Raw genomic sequence first — 15,828 nt, 5'->3', positions numbered from 1 at the left:
TGAACCTCGCTAGCCCGCCGCGGCGGCTCCCTGTGCGCCCGCGGGAGCGAAGCCCTGGGCGGCGAGCCACGCGAGCACGTCGTCCGCGACGTCGGTCCATCCGGCATCCAGGGTCAACGAGTGCCCCTTGCCCTCGTACTCGTGGTACTCGGTCACCGACGCGGTGTTGTCGGCGTAGAGCTTCGCCACGGCGAGCGTCACCGACCGCGGGACGGTGTGGTCCTCGGTTCCCGAGGTGAGCAGGAGCGGTCCGCGCACGGCGGTGTGGGTGTTCACGGCCGCGGGGGAGTTGCGCACGAAGTTCGCCGTCGCGTCCTCGAAGAGCGGGCGGCCCGGGCCCGGAATCGTCCACGCCGCGTGGAGCGCGTCCGATTCTTCGTCGCTGATGGCGTTGCCGAAGGCGTACTTGAACTGCTTCGAGGTGAGCGCCACGGTGCGCGACTTGTTCGCGGGGTTGCCGAGCACCGGGAGCCCGGACTTCAGCTGCGAGAACGGGAGGACCTTCACGCCCTTCACCGGCGCCGGGTCGATCGCGACCGCCGCCGAAACGAGGTCGTTGGCGAGCAGCTCCTGGGCGATGAGACCACCGAACGAGTGGCCGACGACGACGGGCTTCTCGTCCCAGCCCTCGATGATGTCGGCGTAATGGTGGCAGATCTGCGAGATTCCGACGTCGTTCAGACCGTCCGGATTCGCGCGCGTCGCGGCGACGGTCTCGAGGTCGCCGGGCCAGCCCGGTGCCGACGTCGAGTACCCCCGCTCCTCGAACAGGTCCTGCCAGGGCCGCCAGGCGCTCGAGTGGATCCAGAGGCCGTGGATGAAGAGGACGTGAGTGGACATGAGGACTCCTTTTCGGATGATGAGGTGGATGCCAGAACTCACAGCGTTTTGACGAGGCCGCCGTCGATGAGGAAGTCGGCGCCGGTCACATTTCCCGCACGATCGCTGGCGAGGAGGAGGGCGAGGTCGGCGACCTCGGACGGTTGAGTGAAACGGCCGGTGGAGAACCCGCCCTGGCTCGCGACGACCCGGTCGCGGGCCGTGTCGAAGTCGACGCCCATGTTCCGCGCGGCTGTCGCGGCGACGCCGTTGTCGCCGAGCCACAGCTGTGTGGCCACCGGCCCCGGGCTGATCGTGTTGAAGCGGATGTGCTCGGCGCCGTACTCCTTCGACAGCGACTTGGACAGATTCCAGACCGCCGCTTTCGCGGCCGAGTAGTCGATGACGCCGGGGTCGGGGAGGAACGCGTTGACCGATCCGATCGTGACGACGTTTCCCCCGCCGCGCTCGAGCAGGAGGGGGATGGCCGCGCGGGTCGTGCGCACCGCCGCCAGGAAACTGAGCGTGATCGTGGCGAGCCACTCCTCATCGCTGATCGCCAGGAAGCCGTCGGTGCGCAGAGTGACGGCCCCCACGTTGTTGACGAGGACGTCGAGCCCGCCGAACTCCCGCGCCCGGCCGACGAGACGCACGGGCGCATCCGCGTCGGACAGGTCGACGCTCTCGAAGAGCACGCGCCCGGTGGAGGCCAGGTCGTCGAGTTCGGGGGTGGACGATCGGGCGCCGGCGACGACGCGCACCCCTTCCCCCACGAGCGCCGTCGCGATCGCGAGGCCGATGCCTTTGCTCGCCCCTGTGACGACCGCCACTTTTCCCGCCAGACCCAGGTCCATGCCGCCGACGGTAGGACCTCACTCCGGGTCGCGCGTGCCCGCGTCCTGACTAGTAGCGGGGCTACCTCCCTCATCCAGGGCGGCGATGCGTGCGAGGGTGGCTTCGCTCGGCGACCCGGGTTCGGCGTAGTAGACGAAGATTGTGTGGTCGTCCGAGCCGATCAGCGGAAGATGTTGGTAGTGCAGGGTCAGCACACCCTCGACGGGGTGGCGCATGGCGTGCGCACCCTCGCTCATCCCCGCGATGTCGTGCCGGTTCCACAGATCGCGGAAGCGGGCGCTGTCGCGGGTCATCTCATCGATCAGCTCCTGCGTGCGCGGATCGTCGGGGTACAGGCCCACCCGAGCGCGGAAGAGCCCGATCGTGCGGGCGCTCAGGGCCTCCCACTCCGTGTAGAGCTGCTGCATGGCCGGCCGCGTGAGCAGGACGACCGTCACATTCAGCCCCACCCGGTACGACTCGATCAATCTCGACATGACGTGGTTGATGGCCACGATGTCGAAATGGCGATCGAGGATGAGGGCCGGTGTCATCGGCCACGAATCGATCAACCATCGCGTGCGCTCGACGGCCGTGGTCGGCAGGGCCGCCGCGGGGCTCGGCCCCATCCGCGCCAGCGCGTGGAGGTAGATGGTCGCGTTCACGTCCAGACGCAACGCGCGCGACAGTGCATCGACGACCTGGTCGGTCGGCCGGGTCTCTTGCCCCTGCTCGAGCTTGACGTAGTACTCGGTGCTGATACCCGCGATCTGAGCGACTTCGGACCGGCGCAGCCCGTCGACCCGTCGATGGCCCGGGCCGGCATCCAGCCCCACGTCGGCAGGCTGGAGTATTGCGCGACGGGCGCGCAGGTAATCTCCGAGGGGGTGGCCGGCGGGCATGCCGAATTGTACCGATTTGCGTACGGCCCGTCTCGAACGGGAGGTGGACGCGACGGCGGGAGTCGAACCCGCCACGCCTTCGGTTATGAACCGAGGCCCGGGACCGCCCGGATCGCCGCGATGTGCCCCCACGCTAACCCGGACCGCGGATGCCGCCAACGGGCGTTTCACGACATGACGGGATGTGTCGCCGCGAGGCGCAGGTGCCGATTTCGATGCTTGCGCTCGTCGCCCGGTGAGGCGTTCAATCGGTGGCACACGCAGTCGAAACCTTGGGGGCATCATGAGCGACGCAGCGACCTACGACCCGGATGGCGGGTACGACCCCGACGGGGGTTACGACCCGGACGGGGGCTATGACCCCGATGGTGGGTACGACCCCGATGGTGGGTACGACCCCGACGGGGGCTATGACCCGGACGGCGGGTATGACCCGGATGGGGGTTACGACCCGGATGGTGGGTACGACCCGGACGGGGGATACGACCCCGACGGCGGCGCCTGACCGCACGCCGTCCGTTCAGGCGAGCGCCCGCCGGAGGATCTCCCGATCGTCGTGCGGCACCTTCGTGGTGCCCACGATCTGAGTGTCCTCGTCGCCCTTGCCGGCGACGAGGACGAGATCGCCCGGCCGTGCCATGTGGAGCGCGGCGTGGATGGCATCCACTCGCGAGGGGATCTCGATGCAGTTCGGGATGCCGGCCCGCACCTCGGCCCGGATGCGCTCGGGCGGCTCGCGCCGCGGATTGTCGTCGGTGAGGATCGCGACGTCGGCCAGCTCGGCGGCGATCGCGCCCATCGGGGCCCGCTTGCCGCGGTCGCGCTCGCCGCCGGCGCCGAAGACGAGGATGATCCGGCCGGTGGTTCGCGCTCGGACCGCGGTCAGCGCCACCCTCAGGGCGCCCGGGTTGTGCGCGGTGTCGACCATCGCGGTCACGCCGTCCTTCTCCCCGATCAGCTGCAGTCGACCGGGCGGGGGCTCGACGCGCGACAGCGCATCGGCTACGGCCGCGGGATCGCCTCCGGCCGCGATGACGACGGCCGCGGCGAGCAGCAGATTGGTCACTGCCACGGAGTGCACCGTGGGCAGCGAGACGCGGTGGTTCTGCCCCTCCACACGGAGGGTTCCGTCCAGACGGCCCGCGCGCTCGTCGAGGCCCGTCGCCGAGAGTTCGCCGCCCTCGCCCAGGCTGACCAGACGGATGCCACGATTCGTCACGGCCTCACGCACGAGGTCGCCCTGCGCGGATCCGGTCGCGATGATGGCGACGCCGCCCGGGACGAGATGCTCGCGGAAGAGCCGGAGCTTCGCGTTCCAGTACCCCTCGACGCTGCGGTGCACGTCGATGTGGTCGCGCTCGAGCCCGGTGGAGACGGCGACGTCCACCGGCACCCGCTCGAACAGCCCGTCCGCGAGGATTCCCACGAACGCCTCGAGGGACACCGCCTCCGCGCCCGCTCGCGCCTGCGCCTCGATCAACTCCGGCAGGTAGTCCGGGGACCGTCGCACCCGGCTCTCCCGGAGCGTCCCGTCGACCTCGGTCACTCCGGTGGAGTCGTAACCGGCGGCCCGCCACCCGATCAGGGTCATCAGCTGCCGTGTCGCCGTCGCGACGGTCGTCTTGCCGTTCGTCCCGGTGACCGCCGTGATGATCGGCCGCCCCACCGGCGGCTGGATGTGAAAAGTCATGGTGCCCCCACCGTTCCCTTTCCGGTCATCATGTCACCCGGGCTGGGCCGTCGTCCGCCTCCCTTCCAGGATCATGCGCGTCGAGTGCTCCAGGTGCTCCCGGACCGCGTGCTCCGGGTCGGCCAGCGCCGCCTCGACGTACGCGCGGTGCTCGGTGGTCAGGGCGCCCGGGCCGTACGCGGGCCGGACGTGCGTGAGCAGCAGGTGCATTTCGGAATCGAGCCGGCGGTACTCCTCGGCGATACGCGGCGAGTCCGCGGCATCCACGAGGGCGCGGTGAACACGGGCGTGCGCGTCGAGCGTGGCGGGCCAATCCCCGGATGCCTCGGCGTCCGCCAGCGCGTCGAGGGCGGCGTCGACGTCGGCCGGATGGATGCCACGCTCCCGGACGATCCGCAGTGCTTCGGTCTCGAGGGCGCAGCGCAGCTGCTGGAGGGCGACGAGGGCCGCGTCGTCGAGAACCGACACCCGGACGCCGCGGTACGGCTCGGCGGTGACGAGCCGCTCGGCGGTGAGGGTCGCGAGCGCGGTGCGGGCGGTGTGGCGCGAGACGCCGTGGGTGGAGCTGAGCTCCTCTTCGCGGAGCGGGCTGCCGGGGGCGAGCTCGCCGGACAGGATGGCGCCGCGCACCGCCTCCGCGACGACGTCTGCGGTGCGAGGGCCGGGGGTGCCGCCGCGCGCGGGCGCTTCCCGACGAGGTGCGGTGTCGGTGCCGCGCGGGACGGGCGGCAGCATCGGGGGATCACGCCGGGGCCGTGGCATCCGGAACCTCCTGACGTCGACGGGATGGAGCGGAGACGACGGCGAGGCCCACCGCGATGAGCGCGAGGCCGATCGCGCTCACGGCCGTGAGCTGCTCGTGCAGCACGAGGAGCCCGAGGATCGTGGCGCCGAGCGGCTCGGCGAGGGTCAGCGTCGAGACGGTCACGGCGGTGAGGCGCGCCAGGCCCCACCCGAACAGCAGGTAGGCCACGGCGGTCGTCACGATCCCGAGCCACAGCGTGAGCGCGAGTCCGTTCGGGGTGAGCAGCCACGACGTTCCCGCGACGAGCAGCACGGGGACGCTCGCGACGGCGGCGGTGCCGAACACCGTTCCCATGACGCGCGTGGAATCCCACCCCCTCTCGATGAGCGCCTTGCCGCACACCGTATAGAGGGCGTACGACATTCCCGCGCCCGCCGAGGCCAGGAGACCAGCGGGGGCGAGGGCGACCGCGCCGCCCGTGACGCCGGACACCAGCACGACGCCGGCGAGGGCGACGGCGGTGGCGAGCATCCACCGGCTCGAGGGCGCGCGCCGGGAGCGGATGGCATCCACGATTCCGGTCGCGATGGGGGCGGAGCCGAGCGCGACCACCGTGCCGATCGCGACGCCGTTCTCGCGCGTACCCAGGAAGAACAGCGGCTGGTAGGCGAGGACGCCGACCGCTCCGAGCGCGATCAGCAGCGCCGTCGGTCCCTTCGCCGCGGGGATCCTCGCACGGGGGCGGGCCCGCACCAGGGCGATGAGGCCCAGGATGCCGCCCCCCACCACGATCCGCGCGGCGCCGACCGCGAGAGGGGAGGCATCGACGCCGGCGAGCGCCTGCGCGGTGCCGGTCGTGGCGAAGCAGAGCGCGGCGGCGAGAACGGCGAGGGCGGGAAGCATGAGCAGATTGTTACACAATCGGCCATCCGGTGTCACGGTTCGCGAAGCGCCTGCACCATCGATCGCAGTGCGGTCCGCGCCGCCGCCTGCTCGGCATCCGTCATCCCGCCCAGCATGCGCCGCTCGACCGATCGCACCGCCGCGCTCGCCGCGTCGAGGTCGCGGCGCCCCTTGTCGGTGAGACGGGTGGGGAGGGCCTTGCCGGAGGGGGCCGTCGCCGGTCGCTCGACGACGCCGTCCCGCTCGAGCGACTGCAGGAGCACGTTCATGGACTGCCGGGTGACGAACGCACCCCGGGCGAGGTCGGAGTTCGACGAGCCGGGGCGCTGCGCGAGCAGTTCGAGGCACGAGTAGTGCGTGATGGTCATGCCCAGGGGGCGGAGGACGTCTTCCATCGCCGTCCGCAGGGCGGTCGCCGCCTCCTTGAGGAGGTAGCCGAGCGAGGTGTCCAGGTCGATCGCCTCTTGTGTCATGTCAGTAGTCTGACATAGAGTACGTGTCAGATAACTGACACGAAAGAAGGAACCCATGCCCGTCACCGGCCCCGACTTCATCTCCCTGCAGGTGCGCGACCTCGACGCCTCCCGCGCGTTCTACGAGCAGTACCTCGGCCTCGTGCGCTCGCCCGCCGGGCCCCCGCACGCGGTCGTCTTCGACACCGCCCCCATCGCGTTCGCGCTCCGCGACCTCGTCCCCGGCACCGACCTCGACGCGATCGCCCAGCCGGGCATCGGCGTCGCGCTGTGGCTCCACGCGACGGACTCTCAGGCGATCCACGACGCGCTCGCCGCCGACGGACACCGGATCGTCTCGGCCCCCATCGACGGGCCGTTCGGACGGACCTTCACGTTCACCGACCCCGACGGCTACCACGTGACCCTTCACGACCGCGCCTGACGACGATGGCCGGGGCCGCCGGGCGGCGGACGCGCGTCGCCCGGCTGCCCGGGCGGGCGGGGCTCCGCCCGGTACCCGACCGGGCGAAGGAGCCCCTCCCGGCCGGGTAACGTGGGCACATGGCGACGACGGCGGGGCGAGGCATCCTGGCCCTGGGGACCGTCGCCGCGCTCCTCGTCATCGGCGTGCTGCTGGCCCTGCTGGTCGACCCGTTCGCGCGGATGCCGATCGAGGTCGACGCCGCGACCGAGTGGATCGCCCGTGTGCTCCTCGTCCTCGGGGTCGCCTGGGTCGTGATCGGCATGCTGGCGGCGCGGACGCGCCTCGTCGGACGCCCCGGCGCCGCCGCCGCGCGGGCGACGTGGATAGCTTCGACCCGCCCGTGGCGTGCGCGGGAGTCGACGCTCGGCGTGCTGCCGCTCGACCGCTGGTGCATGATCCTCGTGCCCGGGGTGCTGCTGCTGGCGACGCGTCTCGTGCAGGCGCACGGCGACGGGCTCGGCGGCGTCGTGCTCGCGATCGCCGGGTGGCTGGTGTTCGCCCTCGTCGTGCGACTGCTGCTCGGTGCGCGCTCGCCGTGGCCGATCATCGCCGCGGTCGGCGGAGCCATTGTGCTGCGCTGCATCGTGACGCTCGGTGCGATCTCGCTCTCCGGCCCCGACGGGGTCTGGCTCACGCTGTGGGGTCTGCCGGTCGTCCGGATCGTCTACGTGACCGTCGCGCTCGCTCTCGTCGCGTGGGTCTTCGTCGTCGCGGGATGGTCGCTCGAAGCGCAACTCGGCGTGCGCCGCGCGGTGGGCGTCGCGCTCGCCGGGGTCGGCGCGGTGTTCGCGCTGCCGACGGCCACGGCCGCCGCGATCGGCGCGAGCGAGGCGCTGCGCGGGTGGAACAGTCAGATCGGCGTGCTGCCGTGGCATCTCGCCCGGGTGACGGGTCTCTCCGACGAGCGGTTCCCGACCGGGGTGCTCGTCACCGTCGCCGTGATCGCGACGCTGTCGGCGATCACGGGTCTCGTGCTCGCGCTGCCGCTGCGCCCGGGGGAGCACCGGAGGCGGCGGCCACCCGCCTGAGTGGTGGCTCGCCTGGGCGGTGGCCCGCCCGAGCGGCCGCCCGCCCGAGCGGCCGCCCGCCTGAGAGGCCGCCCGCCCGAGCGGTGTCGTCAGCCCGCGAGCGTGCGGTCGAACGGACCGCCGCGTCGGATATCGCGCACCTCTTTCCCGAGGGGCATGAGCGACACCGGAACGAGCTTGAAGTTCGCGATCCCGAGAGGGATGCCGATGATCGTGATGCACAGCGCGAGGCCGGTGAAGATGTGGCCCAGGGCGAGCCACCACCCGGCGAGGACGACCCACACGACGTTCCCGAGGAACGATCCCACGCCCGCCGTCGGCTTCGCGACGATCTCGCGACCGAACGGCCACAGCGCGTACAGGCCGATGCGGAAGGACGCAATGCCCCACGGGATCGTGAGGATCAGGATGCACAGCACGATGCCGGCCGCGAGATACCCGAGGAACAGCCAGAATCCCGAGAGGACGAGCCACAGGACGTTGAGGATCAGGCGCATGCGTCCATGATCCCCGACCGGGCGGCGTGTCGGAGGCCCCGCCTAGACTTGATATCGCCATGACCGACGCCTCCACCCCCCTCATCGTCGGCGGCTCCGCCCCGTCGGATGCCCGCCCTGACGCCGACCTGCTCGAAGGGCTGAACGGGCCGCAGCGAGAGGCCGTCACCTACCGCGGGCAGGCGCTGCTCATCGTCGCCGGGGCCGGGTCGGGCAAGACGAGCGTGCTGACGCGGCGCATCGCGTCGCTCCTCCGCACGCGCGAGGCGTACCCCAGCCAGATCCTCGCCATCACCTTCACCAACAAGGCCGCGGGCGAGATGCGCGAGCGTGTGCACAACCTCATCGGGCAGCGCGCCGACGGCATGTGGATCTCGACGTTCCACTCGGCCTGCGTCCGGATCCTCCGGCGCGAGGCGCAGCAGTTCGGGTTCACGAAGGCGTTCACGATCTACGACTCGGGCGACTCGCGCGCTCTCATCAAGCGTCTCGTGAAAGACCACGAGGGCGACGCGTTCGGCCTGACCCCCGCCGGCACGCAGAGTCGCATCTCGAAGCTCAAGAACGAGTTGGCGGATGCCGAGTCCTACGCGCGCCAGGCCAACACCAGCGATCCCGCGGAACGCGTGTTCATCGAGATCTTCGCGGCGTACCAGCGTGAGCTGCAGCGCGCGAACGCGTTCGACTTCGACGACCTGATCGCGCAGACCGTCTACCTGTTCCGGGCGTTCCCGCAGGTGGCCGACGTGTACCGGAAGCGGTTCCGCCACATCCTCGTCGACGAGTACCAGGACACCAACCACGCGCAGTACGCGCTCATCCACGAGCTGACCCGCCCGCCGGGCAGCGACGCCGAACCGCTCTCGGGCGGCGGCGGAATGATGATCTTCGAGCCCGAGCCCTCCGGCGAGACCGGCGCGTCGCTCACCGTCGTCGGTGACTCCGACCAGTCGATCTACGCCTTCCGTGGCGCCGACATCCGCAACATCAGCGAGTTCGAGCGCGACTACCCCGGCGCCAAGGTCGTGCTGCTCGAGCAGAACTACCGCTCGACGCAGAACATCCTCTCGGCGGCGAACGCGGTCATCTCGAACAACTTCGACCGCAAAGACAAGAAGTTGTGGACCGACGTGGGCGCCGGCGACCCGATCATCGGGTTCACCGGGTACTCGCAGCACGACGAGGCGCAGTTCGTCGCCGACGAGATCGAGGCGCTGCATCGCAAGGGCATCGACTACGCGCAGATGGCGGTGTTCTACCGAACCAACTCGCAGTCCCGTGCGCTGGAGGAGATCTTCATCCGCTCCGCCGTGCCGTACAAGATCATGGGCGGCACGAAGTTCTACGAGCGGGCCGAGATCAAGGACGCGCTGGCCTACCTCGTCGCCGTGGCGAACCCCGCCGACTCCATGGCCCTGCGGCGCATCCTCAACCGCCCGCGGCGCGGCATCGGCGACGTCACCGAGACGGCGATCGCGCGATACGCCGCCGAGCACGACATCACGTTCCGCGACGCCCTCGCCAACTCCGCACAGCTCGGCGTCGGCCCGAAGCTGCAGAAGGCGATCGACCAGCTCGACGCGGTGCTGAGCGAGGCCACGGCCGTGATGCTCCCGGCATCCGGTGAGCTCGCCCCGTCGACCTCCGTGACCGAGGGGCTCACGCTGCTGCTCAACAAGAGCGGCTACTTCGACGCGCTCCGCGCCAGCCGCGACCCGCAGGACGAGGCGCGACTCGAGAACCTCGACGAACTCGTCGCCGTCACGCGAGAATTCGCGCGCAACAACCCCGACGGCACGATCATCGACTTCCTCACCGAGGTCGCTCTGGTGGCGGATGCCGACGACCTCGACGACGCGTCCGGTTCGGTGTCGCTCATGACCCTGCACACCGCGAAGGGCCTCGAGTACGACGCGGTGTTCCTCACCGGCGTCGAGGAAGACCTGCTCCCGCATCGGATTTCGGCCGGAGAGCCGGGCGGCCCGCAGGAGGAGCGGCGTCTGTTCTACGTGGGTATCACCCGCGCGCGGAAGCGTCTGCACGTCTCGCTCGCGATGACCCGGGCGCAGTTCGGTGAGGTCACCGTCGCGATGCCGAGCCGGTTCCTGCAGGAGATCCCGGCCGAGCTCATCGACTGGCGCCAGTCGCCCGGTGACGTGAACGGTCGCGGCGGCACGCAGTCCCGAGCGCTCAACGCCCGTGGGCGCCGCCCCGGGCAGACCGGCGGCGGGAGCCGCTACGGCGACGACCTCGTGCCGCTGCCGAAGCGCGCGCCGGCCGACCCGAGCAAGTTCCCCAACCGCATCCCCGCCAAGGTACGCGACAACGGCGACATGGAACTGGCCGCGGGCGATCGCATCCGCCATGACGACTTCGGCGAAGGACGCGTGGATGCCATCACCGGCGAGGGCGCGAAGCGCGTGGCGCACGTGCGGTTCGAGACCGTCGGTGCGAAGAAGCTGCTGGTCAAGATCGCGCCGATCTCCAAGCTGTGAGGCGTCCCGCGACACGCCGGGCGGACGCGCCGCACGGATAGGGTCGAACAATGGCACTTTTCTCGCGCCGCAAGAACTCCGATTCCGATGACGTGTCGACCGACCGCCCCGAGGGCCTGATCGAACCGGGCGAGCAGCCCGTCGGCCCCGCCCCGGCGGAGTCCGAGGCCCCGGTGCCCCAGGTCACCATTTCGACCTCGTCGTTCCGCGGCGTCGGCGCCCCCGCCGACGCGGCCCCCGTCACCGACTCCACCCCGCCGGTCGCCGCCCGCCCGTCGGCGCGGCAGCCCGGACCGATGGAGGCGCCCGCACCCCGCGAATCCATCCCCGGGGTCCAGGACAACGTTCTGCTCGCGATGGCCCTCGCCGAGATCAGCGGCTCGGCGGAACCGGCGCAGCTCCTCAACGTCGCACGTCAGCTGCTGCAGGGCCACGTCTTCCTGCGCGTGAAGGGCGATGCCCGCGCGCTCGTGGCCGAGGGCAAGGACCTGCCGCTCGCCATCGCGACCCGCGGCGAGGAGCAGCTCGTCCTCGCGTACAGCAGCGGCCAGGCCCTCAGCCAGGCCGTCGAAGCCGACGGCGACCGCGACACGTCGGCGATGGGGCAGCCGGTCATGGCGATGATCAACCACGCACTCAGCGGACCCTTCGCCGGTGTCGTTCTCGACCACTCGTCCGGCGACGCTCGGGCCGTTCTCCCGACGGCACTGCTGGAGCGGATGGTGTCGGAGGCCGATCCCGAGCTGCGCATCAAGACGGCGCTGAGCGAGCCGCGGACCGACGCCACGGCATCCACGGTCGTCGAGGCGATCCTCGCCGGTGCGCCGCTGTGGATCGCCGTCGCGCAGCCCGAAGAGGGCGGGCCCGTCGGCGTCGCCGAGTCGCGGACGGCGACCGGCGAGCGGTTCCTCGAGGTGTTCTCGCACCCGCTCGAACTGCTCGCGCTGGGCCGCGGCGACCAGGCCGTGCCACTGCAGAAAGAGCAGCTGGCGAAGGCGATCGTCGGTGACGACGGCCTCACCGGGCTGCTCGTCGACCCGGCCGGGCCCTGGATCCGGCTGACGCGCGACGACCTCGGCGGGCTGCTGGCCCTGGCGGAGTAGTCCCCCGGGCGGCTCCGCGCTGCGGCCGAGGTTCCGGTGCCGCGCTGCGGCTGGGCGCCTCTGCCGCCGCGCGGCGGGCGAAACTCCTGAGTTTCTGCCCCGCGGGGCCGCGGGGACTGGTTCCGCGCGCTTCGCGCCGTATTTCTCAGGAGTTCGGCCCGGTCGCGCGTGCCGCGCTCCGGACTTTTCGGCTGAGCCGCGCGCCGGGGGCACTCCTTGCAGGCCCGACGGCGGGTTTCTCCGGAGCCCGGCACACGGAGGCGGGCTCGCTGGCGGGAGCGCCCGCGGACTACACCCCGTACAGCTCGCCGACGGGCACCGTCACGGGTAGCACATTGCCGACCGGGGCCAGCGGGCACGCCCAGGCCGGGTCGTACGCGCACGATGGGTTGTACGCGAAGTTGAAGTCGATCACGAGGGTGTCGGGCGCGGTGCCGGTGCCGAGATCGGCGCCCTTGATCGTGTCGAGCAGGTAGCGACCGCCGCCTTAGGTGCCGCCCGGCCGTCCGGCCGACGCGTCGCGCACGGGGACGAACAGCCCACCGCCGTACGAGGTGAGCCGCCACACGTCGAGCGAGCCGGTATCGGGCAGCTCGACGCGGCCGATGCGCTCGAAACCGACGTCACCGTCGGTGCCGGTCGTCGCGACGAAGGAGGCTTCCTCGGCGTCGAGCAGCGTCACTTCGAATCGCCACGCGGCGTCGTACGGCGCGAGCGGCAGGCCCGTGAATCCGTCGTGCTGCTCGGGCAGCAGGGGAGTGGCGGGGTGGTCGGCGAAGAGCGCGTCCCGCTCGATGCGCCACAGCTCGTGGGCGTCTTCGGGATCGTCCGCCTCGCGGACGGCGGCGTAGAGGGCGAAGACGCGGCGCCGCCAATCGGCGACGTCGAGGGCGGTGCGGGCGGCGCGGGAGGTCATACATCGAGCGTAAAGCGCTACCGGGAGCCCCGGGCGGTCGCGCGCAGGCACCGGACGACCCCGTGACCCTGGTGCGTCGAGGTCGTCCGGGTCGGGGGCGAATTGGGTCTGTCTCCCCATCGCTCCGAACGGTAGCCTTCGACGCAAGCGGATTCTGTTGGTGCACCACCGGCCTGCCTCGCGGGCCGCCAGTTCCGATTCGCCATACATCTCTGGGGGGACGATGTTCGACGTCAGACCGCGCTCGACCGCACGGCGCACACGCGCCGCCATCGTGGCCGTGCTCATAGGAACGCTTTGTCTGGGTGCCGCTCCGGCCGTCGCGGCGACGGAGACCCCGTCGCCGGAGGCGACATCGGTGGACACCGGGTCGATCTCGGGAACGGTCACCGACCTCGAGGGAGCGGCGGTCGCCGGCGTAGACGTGTCGGTCGTCGATGCCGACGGTGCCACGAAGGCCGCGGCGACCACCGGCTCACAGGGCGGGTACACGGTGCCCGGTCTTCCCGCCGGCACCTACTCCGTCTCGGTCGCTCCGGAGGGGGCGGACCCGGTCTTCTGGCCGGATGCCACGACCCTGGGCGACGCGCAGACCATCGAGGTCGCGGATGCCGCCGCGGTGACGGGGATCGACATCGTGACCGGGGCGAAAGAAGTTCCCGCGCCGAACCCGACGGAACCGGAGCCGGAGGTCTCGCCCTCGGGCGCGGCGTTCGAAGCGAAGGCCGAAGCGTCGGTCGGGACCTACACCGTGACCGTGCACGTCACGGACGAAGGCGGGCTACCGATGGAGATGGCCTACGTCTCGCTGGCGGGTGACTCGGCCTCGTTCTGGGGGAGGGCGGACTCGTTTGGTCGCGTGACCCTGAGCGGGGTTCCGGCAGACGGGTACGGTCTGATCGTCTACCCCTTCAACGCGGAGTACGCCAGCCAGTGGCGGGACCTGAACGTCACGGGCGACACAGCGGTGGACGTCATTCTGCAGAGGCCCGCGACCATCAGCGGACACGTTTTGTCGACGGGTTCCGGTGACATCGACGTCCGTCTGCTGCGTGTGGAGGACCTGCAGCTGAGCACGCAGAGGTCGGTCGTCGACGGCGCGTTCACGTTGGATCACGTCGCTCCGGGGCAGTACTTCCTCGAGGCGAGCCCACGGAGCGGTTCCGACGCGCCGACCCTCTACCCCGGTGTCTTCGATCCGCGTGACGCGACGGTGGTCACGGTCGGGTCGGGAGGGTCCGTCCAGGGAATCGACTTCTCCCTGGCGGCGGGTCACAGCATTTCCGGGAAGGTGACGGGCGGCGCGGCCTCCTACGCACAGGTGAAGGCCGTTTCCGCGCCCATCGAGTGGAACGGCAAGCGGGTCTTCCTGTGGTCGCAACGCGGATACGCCAGCGCCGACAGGGACGGGAATTACACGCTCCGCGGACTCGCTGACGGACAATACACCGTCTCTGCCTCGGGGTTCGGCGTCATCGAAGGGCATCCTCAGTGGGTGGGCCCGTACTACGAGGGTTACTACCTCGATTCGCCCACGCCGTCGGGCGCGACGCCCATTCCCGTGCGGGGGCAGAACCAGAGCGCCATCGACATCTCTCTCTTCGGCCAGGGCACCGCCTCCGGCAACATCAGCGCCGAGGGCGGGACGGCTCCGCTGGAGAACACCCTCATCACCGCCTACCGTTGGACTGGTGCCAACTGGGATGAGACGCTCTCGGATTCGGGATGGGGACGCTACAGCCTGGGAATGCACCTGAGTGGCGACAGCTACGGTCTTCCGCAAGGCACGTACACCATTCGATTCTCGGATCCGGATGCCGTCTACGGCGACGACGGCATCGACTACCCCTACTGCACGGAGTACTGGAGCGGCAAGAACACGCTCGGCCTCGCGGACCGGTTCGAGGTCACGGCCGGCGAGGACACGCCGGGGATCGACGCCACCCTGCGTTTGAAGTCGGGCGGGTGTGCGGCGGACGTCGTAAACCCCGGCGCACCGACGATCGTGGGCACGCCCCAAGTGGGCGCTCCTGTCGGCGCCGACCCTGGTTCGTGGGCGCCCCAGCCGATTCAGCTCGCGTATCAATGGCGCGCGAACGGCGTCGACATCGACGGCGCCATCTCGCGGATCTTCACGCCCACGGCCGAACAGGCAGGAAAGAAGCTCACGGTCGCGGTCACGGGATCGCGGCCGGGGTTCGAGAGCGCCACGGTCGTGAGCCCGGAGTCGGCCGTCGTCGGCGCGGGTGCGGCCGGAACGATCCAGGCCGGCCGGCCCACGCTGTCGGGTCCGGCGCTGAGTGGCGTGCCGCTCGTGGTGAGTCCGGGCGACTGGGCGCCGCAGCCGGTCGACCTCACGTATCGATGGTGGCTCGACGACAGGCCGATCGACGGGGCGACGGGGGCCGCCTACACCCCCACGGCGGCGGAGGTCGGCGGCCATCTCACGGTGGCTGTCACCGGCACCAAGACGGGTTACACGCCCGCCACGGTGATCGTGGATGCCGGGACGGTTTCGGCATCCATCGCGCTGGATTCGTCGTCGGCTCTGCCGGGCGGTGCGATCGTGGTCACGGGTAGGGGCTATGACCCCGGGGAGACGGTTCGTGTCGAATTGCACTCGACGGTGCTTCAACTCGGCACGACCGTGGCGGACGCGGACGGGAGCTTCCGTCTCCCGACCACGCTGCCTCTCACCGCCATTCCCGGAGACCACCGCGTCTTCGGTATCGGCGAACGCAGCGGACGCGAGGCATCCGCCCCGATGACGATCGGCTCGCCCTCCTCGGTCGGCGACAAGGCCGTGTCGACTCCGACGCGCACGGCCCCGGCGCTCGCGGCGACGGGGACCACGGTGCCGGTCGCGCTGACGGTGCTCGGCATCCTGCTGGCCGTCGGGGGTGCCCTTCTGCTGTGGCGCACCACGCGACGACGAGTGTGACGAGAAGTCGGGCGGG

The 15,828-nt window shown here is 70.9% G+C and carries 14 protein-coding genes, 1 tRNA gene and 1 pseudogene; 6 read left to right on the top strand and 10 right to left on the bottom strand.

Annotated elements, in window-relative coordinates; all coding sequences use genetic code 11:
- Positions 1-9: 9 nt before the first annotated feature.
- The 4 genes from RKD05_RS02460 to RKD05_RS02445 all read right to left on the bottom strand — a co-directional run bounded on the left by RKD05_RS02460 (position 10) and on the right by RKD05_RS02445 (position 2,675).
- A complete protein-coding gene (locus RKD05_RS02460; protein ID WP_424707827.1) occupies positions 10-840 on the bottom strand; it encodes an alpha/beta hydrolase in 831 nt (276 codons plus the stop codon).
- Between the two features lie 38 nt (positions 841-878).
- Positions 879-1,673, bottom strand: a complete 795-nt coding sequence (locus RKD05_RS02455) for an SDR family NAD(P)-dependent oxidoreductase (protein WP_424707826.1) — start codon at positions 1,671-1,673, stop codon at positions 879-881.
- 18 nt (positions 1,674-1,691) lie between these two features.
- Entirely contained in the window at positions 1,692-2,555 is an 864-nt protein-coding gene (locus RKD05_RS02450; RefSeq protein WP_424707825.1) for a helix-turn-helix domain-containing protein, read from the bottom strand.
- Positions 2,556-2,599: 44 nt separating this feature from the next.
- Positions 2,600-2,675 (bottom strand) — tRNA-Met (locus tag RKD05_RS02445).
- A gap of 163 nt (positions 2,676-2,838) precedes the next feature.
- Here RKD05_RS02445 and RKD05_RS02440 point away from each other — a divergent pair.
- The gene (locus RKD05_RS02440) at positions 2,839-3,060 is read left to right on the top strand and encodes a hypothetical protein (RefSeq protein ID WP_424707824.1); all 222 of its coding nucleotides are present in this window, start codon (positions 2,839-2,841) and stop codon (positions 3,058-3,060) included.
- A 15-nt stretch (positions 3,061-3,075) separates the two neighbouring features.
- Here RKD05_RS02440 and RKD05_RS02435 read toward each other — a convergent pair whose 3' ends face one another.
- Genes RKD05_RS02435 through RKD05_RS02420 form a run of 4 tightly spaced genes read right to left on the bottom strand, consistent with a single transcriptional unit; the run spans position 3,076 to position 6,366 of the window.
- Positions 3,076-4,245, bottom strand: coding sequence for a Mur ligase family protein (locus tag RKD05_RS02435; RefSeq protein WP_424707822.1), 1,170 nt, complete (start codon positions 4,243-4,245; stop codon positions 3,076-3,078).
- Between the two features lie 33 nt (positions 4,246-4,278).
- Positions 4,279-5,007, bottom strand: a complete 729-nt coding sequence (locus RKD05_RS02430) for a GntR family transcriptional regulator (protein WP_424707821.1) — start codon at positions 5,005-5,007, stop codon at positions 4,279-4,281.
- A complete protein-coding gene (locus RKD05_RS02425; RefSeq protein WP_424707820.1) occupies positions 4,988-5,893 on the bottom strand; it encodes a DMT family transporter in 906 nt (301 codons plus the stop codon). The genes RKD05_RS02430 and RKD05_RS02425 overlap by 20 nt, the downstream gene beginning before the upstream one ends.
- Before the next feature lie 32 nt (positions 5,894-5,925).
- The gene (locus RKD05_RS02420; RefSeq protein ID WP_424707819.1) at positions 5,926-6,366 is read right to left on the bottom strand and encodes a MarR family winged helix-turn-helix transcriptional regulator; all 441 of its coding nucleotides are present in this window, start codon (positions 6,364-6,366) and stop codon (positions 5,926-5,928) included.
- 55 nt (positions 6,367-6,421) lie between these two features.
- Here RKD05_RS02420 and RKD05_RS02415 point away from each other — a divergent pair, with 55 nt between their 5' ends.
- Complete coding sequence (locus RKD05_RS02415; RefSeq protein ID WP_063256520.1) at positions 6,422-6,790, top strand: VOC family protein; 369 nt, start codon at positions 6,422-6,424, stop codon at positions 6,788-6,790.
- 119 nt (positions 6,791-6,909) lie between these two features.
- Positions 6,910-7,860 (top strand): hypothetical protein, encoded by a 951-nt coding sequence (locus tag RKD05_RS02410; RefSeq protein ID WP_424707817.1) that lies wholly within the window; start codon positions 6,910-6,912, stop codon positions 7,858-7,860.
- Between the two features lie 89 nt (positions 7,861-7,949).
- Here RKD05_RS02410 and RKD05_RS02405 read toward each other — a convergent pair whose 3' ends face one another.
- Entirely contained in the window at positions 7,950-8,357 is a 408-nt protein-coding gene (locus RKD05_RS02405) for a YccF domain-containing protein (RefSeq protein ID WP_424707816.1), read from the bottom strand.
- Between the two features lie 59 nt (positions 8,358-8,416).
- On the opposite strand from RKD05_RS02405, the gene RKD05_RS02400 reads away from it, so the two are divergent.
- Complete coding sequence (locus RKD05_RS02400) at positions 8,417-10,852, top strand: ATP-dependent helicase (protein ID WP_424707815.1); 2,436 nt, start codon at positions 8,417-8,419, stop codon at positions 10,850-10,852.
- 50 nt (positions 10,853-10,902) lie between these two features.
- Positions 10,903-11,955 carry an SseB family protein gene (locus RKD05_RS02395; protein WP_424707814.1) on the top strand — a complete coding sequence of 351 codons (1,053 nt, stop codon included), beginning with the start codon at positions 10,903-10,905 and terminating at the stop codon, positions 11,953-11,955.
- Positions 11,956-12,244: 289 nt separating this feature from the next.
- Here RKD05_RS02395 and RKD05_RS02390 read toward each other — a convergent pair.
- Positions 12,245-12,871 (bottom strand): annotated as a pseudogene (locus RKD05_RS02390) (DUF1684 domain-containing protein).
- Between the two features lie 358 nt (positions 12,872-13,229).
- Between RKD05_RS02390 and RKD05_RS02385 the strand changes: the two are divergent.
- A complete protein-coding gene (locus tag RKD05_RS02385; protein WP_424707813.1) occupies positions 13,230-15,812 on the top strand; it encodes a carboxypeptidase regulatory-like domain-containing protein in 2,583 nt (860 codons plus the stop codon).
- Positions 15,813-15,828 lie beyond the last annotated feature (16 nt).

This window comes from Microbacterium sp. SLBN-111, from assembly GCF_049739645.1.
In the GTDB taxonomy this organism is placed as follows: domain Bacteria; phylum Actinomycetota; class Actinomycetes; order Actinomycetales; family Microbacteriaceae; genus Microbacterium.
The sequence above is the reverse complement of the archived record's forward strand: the minus strand, read 5'-3'. Positions and strand labels throughout refer to the sequence as shown.